Origin of the sequence: Chryseobacterium sp. CH25, from assembly GCF_004119455.1 — a bacterium.
Lineage (GTDB): Bacteria > Bacteroidota > Bacteroidia > Flavobacteriales > Weeksellaceae > Chryseobacterium.
Map to the genome: position 1 here is coordinate 26099 of NZ_NRQT01000014.1, position 14839 is coordinate 40937.

The following is a 14839-nucleotide window of genomic DNA, read 5'->3' on the forward strand; positions in this document are numbered from 1 at the left end:
AATTGACTATTCACAACAATAAGACTCAACTCCCATAACCAGACAAGGACTGTAAGAAAAAATCTACAGTCCTTGCTTGTTTAGGTCATTAATGTATTCGCAATAAAATCAGGCACTAAAGCATAGTGCGATAATTTCATGCTTATGGAAGCTCTTCCGCTGGCCAATGTTCTAAGGTCAGAAATATATCCAAACGTAGATGCCAATGGAACTTCCGCTGCAAAAATCTTTCTTCCTGATCTTTCATCAATAGAAGTAATAATTCCTCTTCTTCTGTTAATATCAGCGGTAATTGCACCGGTGTATTCCTCAATGCTCTGAATTTCAACCTGCATAACCGGTTCCAGAAGCTTAGGACTGCATTTACCAGCAGCAGCTTTGAACCCATCTCTTGCAGCAATTTCAAAATCCAGTGCTGCAGAATCCTGAGCATGGAATGCGCCATCCAACAGAGTAATTTTCATGCTTTCTAAAGGATATCCTTTTAAAGTGCCTTGACTCATTGCTTCTCTAAATCCTTTTTCCACAGACGGAATAAACTCTCCGGGAATAACACCGCCTTTAATCATATTGACAAATTCCAATCCAGGTTCATTATCGCTTCTTGGTCCGATCTCAAAACTGATATCCGCAAACTGCCCGCTTCCTCCATTTTGTTTGGAAAGTTTCTCTCTATGGTGTTTCGTTTCCGTTAAGATTTCTCTGTAGGAAACTTTAGGTTTACCTTGGTTAATTTCAATACCATGATTCAGTCTGATCTTTTCCAAAGTAACTTCAAGATGAAGCTCACCTAATCCACTCAATAAAGTTTCTCCGGTTTGCGGGTCTCGTTCAATCACCAAAGAAGGATCTTCTTCCTGAATTTTGGATAATACCAGTCCGAAGTTTTTCTCGTCACCATTAGTTTTTGGTTCAATCGAAACCCTGATAACAGGAGCCGGAATGGTAATGGCTTCCAGTAATATTGGTTTTTCCACAGAAGATAAAGAATCTCCGGTTTTAGCATCTTTTATTCCTGTTAATGCCACAATATCACCTGCTTTTCCTTCTTCAACGGATAACGTTTTGTCCGACTGCATCTGTAAAATCCTCGAAATTCTAAAACTTTCACCAGTTCTTACATTCAGTACCATATCTCCGGATTTTATCTTTCCGGAATAGATACGAAGCATGGCAAGTCTTCCGATATGTTTATCAATAATGACTTTGAAGACCAGCCCTGAAAAAGTTTCAGTCTCACTTCTTCTCAATTCGATGGTTTCTTCTGTCTGAGGATCTTTCCCTTGTATATTGGTAAGCTGATCCGGAGCCGGAAGATAAGTAACCACTGCATCCAAAAGCGGTTGAATACCTTTATTCTTAAATGCAGAACCACAGAGAACAGGAACCGCAGCACCTGATCTACAGACTTCCTGTATTGCTTTTACCATCATTTCATTACTAATCTCACTTTCGATATCCATAAAAGCTTCAAAGAAATCTTCATGATATTCAGCAAGTGTTTCCTGTAACTTTATTCTGTATTCATTAGCTTCAATCTGATAATTCAGAGGAATTTCCTTTTCAATAATAGCTTCTCCATTCTCATCTATCCAGTATAAAGCTTTTTGTTGGATCAGATCAATCACTCCTTCAAAATTGTCCTCAGCACCAATAGGAATCTGAAGAGCAAGGGGAACACCATTCAGCTTGGTTCTGATTTCTTCAAGAACGGCAAAGAAATCTGCCCCGATTCTATCCATTTTATTGATGAAACAAATCTTTGAAGCCCCGTGTTTTTCAGCCTGGAACCATACATTTTCAGTCTGCGGCTGTACTCCGGATGAAGCACAGAAAACTGCAACTACACTGTCCAGAACTCTTAATGAACGTTCTACTTCCACAGCAAAATCAATATGTCCCGGAGTATCAATAATGTTGATATGATACACATTATTATCCTTTTCCACTGTGTTGAAACTGCAGCAGATGAAATGGTAATCCCTCTGTTTTTTTCCTGAATATCTTTATCCATGGTGGTGTTTCCGTCATCTACATTTCCAATTTTATGAATAAGCCCGGTATAATAAAGAAGCCTTTCTGATAAAGTTGTTTTTCCTGCATCTACGTGTGCTATAATCCCTATATTTCTTGTGTTGTTTTTCATTTTGTTTGATTTAAATTGTTGATTTTTAAACTTCTGTATAGAAAGTTGACTGAAAAAAAAGACCACAAAGAATACTCCGGATTGATGAAGGCATCAAGCCAGTAATTGAAAAGAATAATCTTAGGTGTGAGAATATTTTTTAAGCCCGCTTTAACAGACAACAGAAGTTTTCTGAATTGTTAAAGGCTGAAAATAGGGCAGCAAAAAAGACCTATCCGAATAGACAGGTCTTTTATATATTTTTAGTAATAAAGATCTATAGAACTATTCAGATAAATATTGAGTGCTGCCAAAGAACACAGCTCTGACAGGGTTACTTAATGTTATAATATTTATCATTTTTGTTGACATTGTTGATTGTTAATCGGTTGCGAAATTATAATTTTTTTTTCATTTCCGAAGAATTTTTTCAAATATTTTTTTCAAAACAGAATTTAAACACTTTTTGATAAGTTGCAACCGAAGAAAATAAATTCACCTCTCAAATCATAAAATATCTTAAAACAGAAACGTAAAGTCATGCAGTAATGATAAAAATTTTATCTTTGGGAAGAATAGAGAATTAAACACTTTTTGATGATTAATAAATTTTAAATCTTTTTCAAGAAGCTAAATAAAACTTTTAACTTAAAACATTTTGAAAACAGATATCGACATTCATAACCACTGTCATTTTTCTTTTGACTTGTGGCTCACCTTAATCAAATCTCATCCAGAATTTAAAGCAAAAAGAGTTGAGCTGTTCTCCTCATTTTTTAATCTGGATGCACCAATTGAAGTGGTTGCAAGAACCGTAAAATATTACGATGATCTTTGTAATAATATTAATGAGATTACGGGGGGAAATATAGATACTTTGGAAATCTATCTGATGATTCTGGGAGCATTGACTGATGTAGATGCAAAGCTTTTTAATAAAGAAAAGCTTAATGAGTTTTATGAAAAAAGTGAAGCGTTGTTTCTGGAATATAAACCTGTTATCATTTTTGAAAATATTCATGCTTTTTTTGATGAAATTAAAAACCAGGGAAAAACCATCAATATTCTGAGCAATACAGGATTTATCAAAGGAAAAACAATGAGAAAATTTCTGATTCATGAAAATCTGGATCAGTATATTGATTTCCATATTTATTCAGACGAAATCAACTGTTCAAAACCGAACCCGCTTATTTTTCAGGAAGTGAAGAATAAGATTAAAGATCAGGATCTTCCGCTAAACAAAATTCTGCACATTGGTGACAATCCGGTTGCCGATTATAAAGGAGCAAAAGACTTCGGGTTCAGCGCACATTTACTTAAACACTAACCATAAACATGAACAAACGATACAGCTTACACCACATTCATTCAGCGGATGAGTTCACTTTCTCACCTGCAGAATACAGCTATTTCAAGTATGGCGATAAGTCGTATGCTGAAAAATTTGCAAAAGAATTATTCGACGGATTTATTTCCGAACATGAAGAACTTTTAAATACAGATAAAGAGATTGTAGTGCTTCCAAGTCCTTATATGGCTATCCCTACGGCTTCCAATTTCTTGTGTTTTTACTTTAAAAAATATCTTGACTTTTATTTGTTTCAACAAGAGAAAAAGTCAAGTGTTTTATCAAAGATCAACAGAAATCACACGTATATTACAGATTATGGGAATCTTAATTTCGAGGATCGTAAAAACTTGATTGCCAATGATACTTATTATATCGATAAAGACTTTTTAAGAGGAAAACTTTGTATTTTTATAGACGATATAAAAATCACAGGAAGTCATGAATATACAGTGAACAGAATCCTGGATGAATATGATGTGGAAGCAGACTTTATGTTCCTGTATTACGCTGAACTGATGAACTTTGATCTCGATCCTAAAATTGAAAATTATTTCAATTATTATGCAGTGAAAAATGTAAAACACATTGCAGAAGTAATGAATAAGCACAGTTTTCAGTTCAATACGAGGATTGTAAAATATATTTTAGGCTTAGATTCAAGTAATTTTGATTATCTTACGTCTAATGTAAAAAAGGAACAGATGGATCTCCTGCTGGAGCTGGCCATCAGTAACAATTATCATTTAATAAAAGAATATAAAAATAACATCAATACTTTAACACAAACGGAATTATATTATGGCTATTAACTTACAAAAAGGACAGAGAGAAAACATTAATGCACCTAAATTCACTGTAGGTTTAGGATGGGATATCAATAATACTTCTACAGGAACAGGATTTGACCTTGATGCTTCTTTATTTCTGTTGGGTGACGACAAGAAGTTAGTTTCAGATAATCACTTTATTTTTTACAATAATACTGAATCTCCGGACAAAGCAGTAATCCACACAGGTGATAACCTTACAGGAGAAGGAGCAGGTGATGATGAGCAGATCAAAATTGATCTTACAAAAATTGATAACGCAGTAAAAGAAATTACAGTTGTTGTAACCATTCACGATGCAGATTCAAGAAGACAGAACTTTGGACAGGTAAGAAATTCTTTCATCAGAATTTTCAATACAGATACGAATGAAGAAATCTTAAAATACGAATTGGATGAAGATTTCTCAATCGAAACAGCAGTAGAGTTCGGAAGAATCTACAACAGAAACGGAGAATGGAAGTTTGAGGCAGTAGGAGCAGGACAGAGAGAAGGCCTTGAGAAATTTGTATCAATTTATCAGAAGTAATTATGGACAATCAGGAAAATCAACCTATAGATCCACTAGGATCAATTGAACCTCTTAGAACATTTGAGCCTACACCAATGGTACCGCCAACGCCGGCTCAACCTGTTCAGAATGCAGCACCGGCTGTGCTCGTAGACAGAGAAGGAAATGTAAATCTGACTCAGTTGCAGTCAGAAGAACGTCAGAAATATGAAGTTTTAGCAAATTCTATTGATGAGACTAACCCCGGATCTATCGTAAATTTTGGAGCAGAGCTTCAGAAAACACTAACCAATCAGAGTGACAGCTTCTTAGGAAATGTAAGAAGATCAAACTCAGGAGAAGTAGGTGGGCTTATCAATGATCTTTTGGTAGAGTTGAATTATGTAGACGTAGAAGAGCTTAATACAAACAAAGTAAAAAGCTTTTTGAGCAAATTACCATTCATGAAGAAGGTAATCACTCAGGTAGAAAACCTGTTTACAAAATATGATAAAATCATTAACAATATTGAGCAGATCTCATATAAAGTAAATGCTGGTATCATTACTTCTACAAAGGATAACGCAGTACTTCAGACTATTTTTGAAAGCAATGTAAACTCTATCAAACAAATTGAAGAGCTTGTGATTGCCGGAAATATCAGAATGGAAAGAGCTGCTGTAGAGTTAGCTCAAATGGAGACTGCCCCTCAGAATTTCCAGGATTATCAGATTGCAGATAAAAGAGATTTCATTGCAAGGTTAGACAGAAGAATGGCTGATCTTAAGGTGGTACGTGTTATTATGATGCAGTCTCTTCCTCAGATCAGACTGGTTCAGAATAACAACGTTTCTATAGCAGAAAAAGCGCAGACAATTCTTACCACTACGCTTCCGTTATGGAAAAACCAGCTTTCGCTTGCCGTTGCCATGTACAGACAGCAGCAGAGCATCGAGATCCAGCAGAAAGTATCTTCTACTACTGAAGAGATCTTGAGAAAGAATGCAGAACGTCTTGGACAGAACTCTGTGAATGTTGCAAGAGCCAATGAGCAGACTGTTGTATCTGTAGAAACATTGAGAGAAACAACTTCAATGTTGATTAATACATTAAATGAAGTGAAACAGATCCAGAAACAGGGAGCTGATAACAGAAGAAAACTGGATCAGGATCTTCAGACATTGGAGCACGAACTGAAAGCGAATGTCAGAGGTTAATTTTTAGGGTACTACGGTGGGGGAAGATGCAGCAACCATATTATCACAGAGCAAAAGAAGGTTAACAAGACTTAAACTTCTGGCCAATTTTTTGAACATATTGATATAATATCCATTTACATCAAAACAGATATTATCCACAATATGTTCCAGGAAAATACGGCTCTGGATTACAATAAACTGGAGCTTTTTCACCTGCAGTATACGGACAGCCTCATAGAACTTCTGACGAAAATCAAAAGGCAGAAGGAAAATGATATGCTGGCGGTCCTTAATGAAATTGATATCAACAAAAATATATTTCAGGTTTTGAAGAAAGACAGGCAGACAGTTTTCAGACTGACAGGAAAATGTACAGCGGTATATTTTCCCAACATCTGAAAGCTCTGTATAAAGACCTTACCGAAGATGTTTTTACTGCCAATTGGGATAATGTACTGTATTTTCATAAAAAGTATGCAAAGGAATTCTACAGGCTGGAAGCAGACGAATCTCTGCTGAAAGTTGAGTCTTTTCCGGCATATCAGTACAAAGACTATTCAATTGAAAGAAAACTGCTGGGAAGGCTGAATATACAGGGATTTAAAGTCCGTTTCGTCTGTGGCTATGCGATCAGGACTCATGAATATGAGCTTTTCAAGATCTTTCAGACTGATGATTATTTTATTTTCAGTGTAGATGATAAAAAGCTTTATCTTTTCGACAAGGAACTGGATAAACTTGATATTTCTGAAAATCAATCTAATCAAAGTACAATTATTGACCAATTGAAAAATAAGAACGAGCAGTTGGAGGATACAATGAATGAAAGAAAACGCAACTTGCCTCCTGAGGTAGAAGCGGTCCTGAAAGATTATATCAGAAATCTCGAAAATATAGACATAATGAGTAAAATATTTGCCTTTGATGAAGAAACAAATATTTTGCGGGCAATGCTTAATTTGAACCTGAATAATCAATAAAACGAAATTTGAAACAAGCGATGAGCTTAGATGCTTTTCGCAAAAAAGTAAATAACAACTAAACATAAAAAGATGGCTATCAACTTACAAAAAGGTCAGAGAATCAACCTTAAAAAAGAAAACGGAGCTGAACTTTCCCAGGCTTGTGTAGGAATCAACTGGGGAGCAATTGAAAAAAAGGGACTTTTCGGAACTAAAAAAGAAGCAGTAGACTTAGACGGAAGCTGTATTTTATACGATTCAAATAAAAATGTTACTGAAGTAGTTTATTTTGGAAATCTGAAATCTAAAAACGGTTCTGTAAGACACAGTGGAGATGATCTTACAGGTGACGTAAATGGAGATGATGGATTAGACAACGAGGTAATCACTGTAGATTTCAGTAACCTTGAGCCTAACGTAGATCACGTGGCGATGGTATTGAACAGCTACAGAGGTCAGGACTTCGGAACTATTCCTTTTGCTTCTATCCGCATTTATGAAGGAACTCCAACCAATGTAAAAGAGGTTTTTGCTAAATATGATGTTGCAAATGATGCTTCTTTCAGAGGACATGTTGCAATGGTAATGGGAGTTTTTTACAGAAGAAACGGAGAATGGAAATTCAACGCTATTGGAGATCCAACAGCAGATAAAAAGCTGGAACAGACGATCCAAACTGTACAGATGAATTATTTATAATCATTTATACATCAAAATGTAAATAAAATAGCAATATTTGTACTTTGTTACATCTATTGCTTTTATCATATAATAACATAACTCAAGTGGAACATCAAAGTATTTTAGATCTGCACCCTGGCTTGGTGTGGGGATTTGCGGTAACAGTCGTTATCATGTTACTCCTGGATTTAGGAGTTTTCAACAAAAAAAGTCATGAAGTTTCTTCCAAAGAAGCTACGATCTGGTCTATTGTATGGATCTCACTGTCTATGATCTTTTCAGGAGTCGTGTATTGGGTTTTCAATACAGACGGAACGCCTGAAAGCCATGCATTGGCAGTAGAGAAATTTACCCAGTATCAGGCAGCTTATTGGATTGAAAAAGCTCTCTCTGTAGATAACTTATTCGTATTTATCCTGGTTTTCGGATTCTTTAAGGTTCCGAAATTCCTTCACCATAAAGTTCTTTTCTGGGGGATTATCGGAGCATTAATCTTCAGAGCGATATTTATTTTTGCAGGAGTTGGGCTAATTAACCTTACTTATCTTCCTGAAATGAATATTTTCGGGGAAGCTGTAAAGATCAATGTTGTAATGACCTTATTCGGGCTATTCCTTGTATATGCAGGAATTAAGTCATGGGGAGACGGTGATGATGATGATGACGAAGATTACAGTAATACAGCAGGGGCAAGACTAATCAAAAGCTTCTGGAAAGTTTCTGATAACTATGATGGTGATAAATTCTTCACCATTCAGAACGGAATCAAAATGGCTACACCATTATTGGTAGTAGTGGGTGTTATTGAATTTACAGACGTTCTTTTCGCCGTAGATTCCATCCCGGCGATCTTTGCGATTTCAAATGACCCGTTCATTCTGTATACATCTAATATTTTTGCAATTCTAGGACTTAGATCATTATATTTCCTATTGGCAAACTTTATCCATATGTTCAGCAAACTTCCTTATGGATTGGCGATTATCCTGTCATTCATCGGAGTTAAAATGCTTATTGCACCATGGATTCATATTCCTTCTCCGGTTTCATTAGGAATTGTAGGTGGAGTATTGGTAATCTCAGTTCTTTTATCCGTTATCTTCCCTGAAAAAGAAGAAGAGAAGAAAGAAGAATTAGAAGAAAAATAACCTATTAAAAATATAGAAGAAGCCTCTGGAATTTTATTCCGGAGGTTTTTTGTTATAAGGTAGAACATAGAATACTGTTCTCAATAATATTTTCTCAGTATTATAACTTAACGGTATTAAATTTTATCGGAGATAAAATCTTTGCGCCTTAAAGACACTGCATTTATAAAAAAATTGCGCCTTTGCGTTTTCCAACATTCTTTTGTCAAAATTTATTTTCAAATTAAAATAGACAGACTTGTCTGTATGTTGTTTTTTTCATACATTTGTTTCAGAGAAAAATAATATGAAGTCACCAAGAGAAAGAATTGTAGAAACAACGTTTGATCTGTTTGCAAAACAAGGTTATAATTCTACAGGAATCAACCAGATCATTTCTGATGCAGGAGTGGCCAAAGCAAGCTTTTATCTTCATTTTAAATCCAAAGAAGACTTATGTGTGGAATTTCTAAAGGTAAGACATGATTATTGGTTCAATGAGCTTCACACTTTTACTGCACAATCAGAAGATCTGCATTCAAAAATCATCAGTGCTTTTGATTTTCTGATGTATATGAATGAAAAAGAGAATTTCCGTGGTTGTAGTTTTCTGAATATTTTATCAGAAATCCCAATGGAGAATGTTAAAATTCTGAATGTAATCCAATCACATAAAACCGATCTTAGAAATTACTTTCTGGAATTACTGAAAGATGATGCGCTTTCCGATCATATTTATATGCTTTTTGAAAGCTGCATTATTGAAAGCCAGCTTTTTAAATCGAATGAACTGATAGAGAAATCCAAAAAAATAGTCACCAATTTAATATCGTAAAAAATGGAACAGAAACATCCGCTACCACCTTTCACTCTTGAAACGGCAAAGCAAAAAATTCAGATGGCAGAAGATGCATGGAACAGCCAGGATCCTAAGAAAATTTCCAAAGCTTATACCATAGACAGCGAATGGAGAAACAGAGATACATTTGTAAATGGGAGAGAAGAGATTGTTGTATTTCTTCAGAAAAAATGGGAAAAAGAACTCAATTATAAACTTAAGAAAGAATATTGGGCACACACTGAAAACCGTATTGCTGTTCGTTTTGAATATGAATATCAGACGAAAGAAGGAAGCTGGTTCAGAGCCTATGGAAATGAGAACTGGGAGTTTGATGAAAACGGATTAATGGCTAAAAGATATGCAAGTATTAATGATTTGGCTATCAGAGTGGAAGATCGTAAGTTTTGAATTAAAAGGCTGTTGTAATGACAGTCTTATTTATGTGCTAAATTCATTTTCTTGTTTTATATTTGTTCAAAATTATTCAATGATATAAATTAATAACCCTTCTGAATATTCTTTTCACTAGAAGGAGGACTTGGATATAAAACTTAAATACAAATGAGAAAAAATCGATCAATCGAAAAAGTATTCTTACTTTTTTTACTTACGCCTTTTCTGGCTTTTTCCCAATGTTGGAAAGAAATCTCTACAGGAAGATCGAATTCTGTTGGTTTAAAAAATGACGGAAGTCTTTGGACCTGGGGAAATAATTGGTATGGACAATTGGGTGATGGAACCAATGTGTATAAAACAAGCCCGGTTCAGATAGGGAATACTAACTGGAAAAGTATCATATCAACTCCTGCAGAAGATTATGTTATGGCTATAAAATCTGATAATTCACTCTGGGGATGGGGAAGTAATTTTATGGGAATACTCGTGAGTACTACTAATGAAAATATAACCAGCCCTACAGAAATTGGAAACGCTGCAAATTTAAAGAGTGTCGCTCCAGGAGTGCATATTTTAACTATACGAACAGATGGAACGCTTTGGGCTAAGGGAAATAATACTTTTGGGCAATTAGGAGACGGAACAATAACAGACCAGAACTATAATTACATTCAAATAGGAACGGATACTAATTGGAAAGCTGTTGCAGTCGGAGTATTTCACAGTATTGCACTTAAAACTGATGGAACACTTTGGGCCTGGGGTTTTAATGCAACAGGACAACTGGGAGATGGTACTACAATTTGGAAAAAAATTCCCATTCAGATAGGAACAGATACTAACTGGAAAAGCATATCAGTTGGAGCTAATCACACTCTTGCATTAAAAACAGACGGTACAATTTGGGCCTGGGGGTATAATTCTTCTGGAAAGTTAGGTGACGGTACAAGTATAGATAAACTTGTTCCTACCCAAATAGGTACTGCTTCTGATTGGACAAGTGTTTTCGCTGCAGTCAATCATTCATTAGCTATTAAAAATAATGGAACACTTTGGGCTTGGGGAGATAATATGACAGCCCAATTAGGTGATGGTACATATCTTACTAAAATGACTCCTATACAAATAGGTACAGACAGTAATTGGAAAAGTGTAGTTGGGGGGTATAATCATACACTTGCTTTAAAAACAGATGGTTCACTTTGGTCTTGGGGAGATAATACCAGCGGCCAGCTTGGAAATGGTACTAATGCTGAAAGAATAATACCTACAGCCATTTCATGCCCTACGACCATGACATTGCAAGTAGGAGAAAACAATAGAAAAAATGAAGGAATAATATTGTATCCAAATCCTACAAAGACTTCATTTATAATTAAAAATCTATCAGGGATTAAAACAGTGGAAATCTATAACGAAGAAGGAAGGTTAGTCGGTTCCTATGCAGACAGTAATAGTATTAATGTACAATCCTTACCAGAAGGATTATACTGGGTTAAGGTAGAAGATGCCAAAGGCATTATAATCATTAGAAAATTAATTAAAACTGAAAAATAATAATTTATAAATAGTAGAAAAGGAACAGTCTAAACACTGTTCCTTTTTTTATTGGCTGAGGTGAAATTGTTCAAGCTATATTTAAGAAGTTATCATTTATTATTCCGTATTATTCTATCCATTCTTTCCATGCAAAAGGGTATTGATTTTCCTTCTCGTCTGTACAGAAACTTTATAAGCACCATCCCGTAATTTTTGGATTTTTCCAACAGGCTGAAAGATAACTTTACTTTCAAAAGGATTAAAGGAAAGCAACTCATTGTTGCAATCACGCGGATCAAGCAAAGAATTCTTCTCTATTTTAATCTCACCAATTTTAATATAAGGCGAGTTTTTCCACTCTACATTCAGTTTATTGATGGGCTGATCCTTCAAATTATAGCAAAGCTGAATCAGAACATCAGCCGTAAAATCATTCTTCTGAAGATAATTCTTTAAAGCTTTTTTAATATTCTGCTTCTTATCCATGTTCTTATTAACGGATTTTGGGCTCAGTTTTATCTTCATCATATAATCCCCTAACCGGTAAGCCCCTACAGAATGATAATCAAATGATAGAATAAAGTCATTTCTTTTACGGAATAATTTTAAAGCGTTCCTGATAAATGAACCTGTAAAAACAGATGGAATTATTTTGATTATCTGAGTAGTTAAGGATAATAAACTGCTCCATTTTTTAATATATGAAAGATTGATGGCCGTAAACAGCTTTAAAAAGGTGGAAACTGAATTAACCGGAAAGAGAGGGAAATTTACCAATGGGTAATTGGAAAGCAGGTGATTATTTTCATCTCTTATCTGTACAGCAAATCCATATGCAGGAATATCCCTTCTTGAATTTGTAATTTTAAACTGAGCATTGGATAGTCTTATGAACAGATCAAATTTTTCTTTATCAAAGAAAGGCTTCAGGAATTCCGGAAGATTAGGATCTACCCAAAACATTCCCTTGGCAACGGCATAAGTCTTGGCATGGGCATTCCTGGTAGCATAATTAACGTCACTAATGGAAGAGGATTGCTCAACAAAGTCGGCGATCGCTTTTTTATTGATTTCCAGAAGTTTTTTTTCCTCTTCATTAAGTTCATCAAACTTCTTGTTATATAATATCGGATTTGGCATTTAGTTTTTAAATCCAATTATAACGCCAAGTTTCGGAATCTGTGTTAAGGGATTATTACAATTATTTGAATTTTAAGTAATCCGAATATTGGGAATTTGAAAAAGAATGTTTGTAAAAGTATCTGTTTTATATATTGTTTGCTTAAAGTGTTGGTAATTAATGATTAATATTGATTTATAAGTGTGTTATTCAAAAAGGTTTTAGAGCTGAAAAGGTGAGCATTGAAGAAATCAAAATGCCTCTTTCTATTTTCGGCTTCCATCTTCCAACTCTAAAAAGCCTTATCTTTGTAAAAAATTATAATATGGGAGTAGCAGATTTGTTATTTAAACGTAAAAAAGAATTAGCCGAAAAGAACCTTAAGGACGGTAAAGAATATATGGAAGAGTATGGTAAGAGAGAAAGTGTTGTTCAATTACCAAGCGGCTTACAATATGAAATTATTACGGAAGGTGATGGAGCAAAACCAGGTCCTAAATCTACTGTAAAATGTCACTATCACGGAACTACTATTTCCGGTAAGGTTTTCGATAGCTCTGTAAAAAGAGGAACTCCGGCATCTTTTCCACTGAACAGAGTGATTTCAGGATGGACAGAAGCTCTTCAGCTAATGCCTGTTGGAAGCAAGTGGAGACTGATTATTCCACCACATTTAGCATACGGAGATCAGGAGATCAGTAAAGAAATCGGACCAAACAGTACTCTTGTTTTTGAAGTGGAATTGTTAGGGATTAAATAATTCGACTTAAAAATAGATTAAAAATTTACCTGATTTCAGGTAAATTTTTTTATTTGTACTATATTCGTATGGATGAATTATATTGAAACTGATTGATGATTTCTGAAAATGATTCAGCTATTGCACAAAAATTGGTTTGAATGAAAAAGATTTTTTACCTGTTAATCGTTTTAGGGCTGTTGACTTCTTGTGTTTCCAAGAAGAATCAGGTTATTCAGCAGAACATACTTACGCTGAAGGATAGCTATTGCAAAGCTCCCTTCAAGTACAACTATAGCAATAAAGTTCCTTCTTACAATTCGGATTCCATTTTAGCCGCTAATAAAGAACTGAAAGAAATGTTTTCTGATCAGAGTATTCTTATTTTAAATGCGTTGGATAATCTGGATGAGGTTCATGAGATTATGGATCTTAAAAAAGATTCTTCTCTGGCTTCTCAGGTTAAAGTTTTGCAGTTAAAGACAAAAATTAACAGCAAAATTACAATTGCTCTCACTGAACTTGATGCGGTAGCCGCAGAGTTCGACTGTGAAGGAGAAAGGGTAGCACAGATTGGAAACTATGTGGATAACCTCAATTCTTCAAGAAATAATAAATTAATTCTGTATTCCATCATTGCAGGAGCAGCAGCTTCCATAGCCGGAGGAATTGTGAAAGATGAAGGCTGGAGTAATGCTATTGATATCAGTGGAGGGGTTCTGGGAGCAGGCTTTGGGTTGGCAACGCTTAATCCGAAAGGAAAAAAGGTTGAATTTATTCATCAGAGAAACCTTTTAAGAGATATCTGGAAAGGTAAATTGGAATCTCCGAACTTCCCGCCATTTATCTGGTATATGTATACCGAAAAGAAATTCTCTAATAGGGAAGAACGTTCCATTATCGGCAATATGAAAGAAAGGTGGCTGCATTACCAGTTTGATGATGATAAAACAGCCGCAGACCAATCTGTTATTTTCAGTGATGGCGGATATTACAGGGCAGATGACCTTCACAACCGCGCAGCGATGCTCAACCAGATGCAGTCGGCAACACGAACCATTAATCAGAACATTAATTATCTACTGCTGGATCTGGATAAATTAATCCTTTAAGAAAAATTAATTGTAATAAATTTTGTTACAATTAAAATTTGTGTATCTTTGCAGTGTAATTAAAATGAACAATACGAGATTTGCTACGGCAATACATATCATGACCTTATTGGCGAAAAGTCCTCAGGAGTGGCTCACTTCTGATTGGGTGGCTGGTAGTATTAATGTAAATCCTGTCATTGTACGTAAAGAGATCAGTGTCTTGAGAGAAGCTGGTTTAATCATCAGCAGACAAGGAAAAGAAGGCGGAAGCCAACTTGCAAAAGATCCGGAGAATATTACAATTTCTGAGATTTACAGATCTGTAAAAATACGGAAGTATTAGGG

The 14839-nt window shown here is 35.2% G+C and carries 17 protein-coding genes; 14 read left to right on the top strand and 3 right to left on the bottom strand.

Annotation, left to right across the window (positions count from 1 at the left end; all coding sequences use genetic code 11):
• Window positions 1-80 precede the first annotated feature (80 nt).
• Together fusA and BOQ64_RS24635 are read right to left on the bottom strand one after the other, a co-directional pair.
• Window positions 81-1931, bottom strand: a complete 1851-nt coding sequence (fusA, locus tag BOQ64_RS21735; RefSeq protein WP_262708789.1) for an elongation factor G — start codon at window positions 1929-1931, stop codon at window positions 81-83.
• Window positions 1874-2146 carry a GTP-binding protein gene (locus BOQ64_RS24635; RefSeq protein WP_262708788.1) on the bottom strand — a complete coding sequence of 91 codons (273 nt, stop codon included), beginning with the start codon at window positions 2144-2146 and terminating at the stop codon, window positions 1874-1876. Before BOQ64_RS24635 ends, fusA begins: the two co-directional genes overlap by 58 nt.
• A 637-nt stretch (window positions 2147-2783) precedes the next feature.
• Here BOQ64_RS24635 and BOQ64_RS21740 point away from each other — a divergent pair.
• The 11 genes from BOQ64_RS21740 to BOQ64_RS21790 all read left to right on the top strand — a co-directional run bounded on the left by BOQ64_RS21740 (window position 2784) and on the right by BOQ64_RS21790 (window position 11559).
• A complete protein-coding gene (locus BOQ64_RS21740; protein WP_129059857.1) occupies window positions 2784-3455 on the top strand; it encodes an HAD family hydrolase in 672 nt (223 codons plus the stop codon).
• Between the two features lie 8 nt (window positions 3456-3463).
• Window positions 3464-4288 carry a phosphoribosyltransferase family protein gene (locus BOQ64_RS21745; RefSeq protein ID WP_129058722.1) on the top strand — a complete coding sequence of 275 codons (825 nt, stop codon included), beginning with the start codon at window positions 3464-3466 and terminating at the stop codon, window positions 4286-4288.
• Entirely contained in the window at window positions 4278-4835 is a 558-nt protein-coding gene (locus BOQ64_RS21750) for a TerD family protein (RefSeq protein ID WP_129058723.1), read from the top strand. The genes BOQ64_RS21745 and BOQ64_RS21750 overlap by 11 nt, the downstream gene beginning before the upstream one ends.
• Before the next feature lie 2 nt (window positions 4836-4837).
• Window positions 4838-6013 carry a toxic anion resistance protein gene (locus BOQ64_RS21755; protein ID WP_185147094.1) on the top strand — a complete coding sequence of 392 codons (1176 nt, stop codon included), beginning with the start codon at window positions 4838-4840 and terminating at the stop codon, window positions 6011-6013.
• Between the two features lie 144 nt (window positions 6014-6157).
• Window positions 6158-6394 (top strand): hypothetical protein, encoded by a 237-nt coding sequence (locus BOQ64_RS21760; protein ID WP_129058724.1) that lies wholly within the window; start codon window positions 6158-6160, stop codon window positions 6392-6394.
• Entirely contained in the window at window positions 6364-6975 is a 612-nt protein-coding gene (locus tag BOQ64_RS21765) for a hypothetical protein (protein ID WP_129058725.1), read from the top strand. Before BOQ64_RS21760 ends, BOQ64_RS21765 begins: the two co-directional genes overlap by 31 nt.
• A 72-nt stretch (window positions 6976-7047) precedes the next feature.
• Window positions 7048-7656 (top strand): TerD family protein, encoded by a 609-nt coding sequence (locus tag BOQ64_RS21770; protein ID WP_129058726.1) that lies wholly within the window; start codon window positions 7048-7050, stop codon window positions 7654-7656.
• An 86-nt stretch (window positions 7657-7742) separates the two neighbouring features.
• A complete protein-coding gene (locus BOQ64_RS21775; protein ID WP_129058727.1) occupies window positions 7743-8786 on the top strand; it encodes a TerC/Alx family metal homeostasis membrane protein in 1044 nt (347 codons plus the stop codon).
• A 286-nt stretch (window positions 8787-9072) separates the two neighbouring features.
• Window positions 9073-9600, top strand: coding sequence for a TetR/AcrR family transcriptional regulator (locus BOQ64_RS21780; protein WP_129058728.1), 528 nt, complete (start codon window positions 9073-9075; stop codon window positions 9598-9600).
• 3 nt (window positions 9601-9603) lie between these two features.
• On the top strand, window positions 9604-10014 hold the full coding sequence (locus BOQ64_RS21785) for a nuclear transport factor 2 family protein (protein WP_129058729.1): 411 nt from the start codon (window positions 9604-9606) through the stop codon (window positions 10012-10014).
• A gap of 153 nt (window positions 10015-10167) precedes the next feature.
• On the top strand, window positions 10168-11559 hold the full coding sequence (locus tag BOQ64_RS21790; protein WP_129058730.1) for a T9SS type A sorting domain-containing protein: 1392 nt from the start codon (window positions 10168-10170) through the stop codon (window positions 11557-11559).
• 114 nt (window positions 11560-11673) lie between these two features.
• Here the strand turns inward: BOQ64_RS21790 and BOQ64_RS21795 are convergent, their stop codons facing one another.
• Window positions 11674-12681: a catalase gene (locus tag BOQ64_RS21795; protein WP_129058731.1), complete on the bottom strand. Its 1008-nt coding sequence runs from the start codon at window positions 12679-12681 to the stop codon at window positions 11674-11676.
• Window positions 12682-12896: 215 nt separating this feature from the next.
• On the opposite strand from BOQ64_RS21795, the gene BOQ64_RS21800 reads away from it, so the two are divergent.
• The 3 genes from BOQ64_RS21800 to BOQ64_RS24255 all read left to right on the top strand — a co-directional run bounded on the left by BOQ64_RS21800 (window position 12897) and on the right by BOQ64_RS24255 (window position 14837).
• On the top strand, window positions 12897-13421 hold the full coding sequence (locus BOQ64_RS21800; protein WP_228448519.1) for an FKBP-type peptidyl-prolyl cis-trans isomerase: 525 nt from the start codon (window positions 12897-12899) through the stop codon (window positions 13419-13421).
• Window positions 13422-13561: 140 nt separating this feature from the next.
• Window positions 13562-14512: a hypothetical protein gene (locus BOQ64_RS21805; RefSeq protein WP_129058732.1), complete on the top strand. Its 951-nt coding sequence runs from the start codon at window positions 13562-13564 to the stop codon at window positions 14510-14512.
• A gap of 64 nt (window positions 14513-14576) precedes the next feature.
• Window positions 14577-14837 (top strand): Rrf2 family transcriptional regulator, encoded by a 261-nt coding sequence (locus tag BOQ64_RS24255; protein ID WP_228448520.1) that lies wholly within the window; start codon window positions 14577-14579, stop codon window positions 14835-14837.
• Window positions 14838-14839 lie beyond the last annotated feature (2 nt).

Coding starts and splice junctions, on each gene's coding strand:
- BOQ64_RS24635 (WP_262708788.1), bottom strand. CDS start 2,146: ATGAAAAACAACACAAGAAATATAGGGATTATAGCACACGTAGATGCA.
- BOQ64_RS21780 (WP_129058728.1), top strand. CDS start 9,073: ATGAAGTCACCAAGAGAAAGAATTGTAGAAACAACGTTTGATCTGTTT.
- BOQ64_RS24255 (WP_228448520.1), top strand. CDS start 14,577: ATGAACAATACGAGATTTGCTACGGCAATACATATCATGACCTTATTG.
- BOQ64_RS21765 (WP_129058725.1), top strand. CDS start 6,364: ATGTACAGCGGTATATTTTCCCAACATCTGAAAGCTCTGTATAAAGAC.
- BOQ64_RS21745 (WP_129058722.1), top strand. CDS start 3,464: ATGAACAAACGATACAGCTTACACCACATTCATTCAGCGGATGAGTTC.
- BOQ64_RS21770 (WP_129058726.1), top strand. CDS start 7,048: ATGGCTATCAACTTACAAAAAGGTCAGAGAATCAACCTTAAAAAAGAA.
- BOQ64_RS21795 (WP_129058731.1), bottom strand. CDS start 12,681: ATGCCAAATCCGATATTATATAACAAGAAGTTTGATGAACTTAATGAA.
- BOQ64_RS21790 (WP_129058730.1), top strand. CDS start 10,168: ATGAGAAAAAATCGATCAATCGAAAAAGTATTCTTACTTTTTTTACTT.
- BOQ64_RS21755 (WP_185147094.1), top strand. CDS start 4,838: ATGGACAATCAGGAAAATCAACCTATAGATCCACTAGGATCAATTGAA.
- BOQ64_RS21785 (WP_129058729.1), top strand. CDS start 9,604: ATGGAACAGAAACATCCGCTACCACCTTTCACTCTTGAAACGGCAAAG.
- BOQ64_RS21760 (WP_129058724.1), top strand. CDS start 6,158: ATGTTCCAGGAAAATACGGCTCTGGATTACAATAAACTGGAGCTTTTT.
- BOQ64_RS21805 (WP_129058732.1), top strand. CDS start 13,562: ATGAAAAAGATTTTTTACCTGTTAATCGTTTTAGGGCTGTTGACTTCT.
- BOQ64_RS21750 (WP_129058723.1), top strand. CDS start 4,278: ATGGCTATTAACTTACAAAAAGGACAGAGAGAAAACATTAATGCACCT.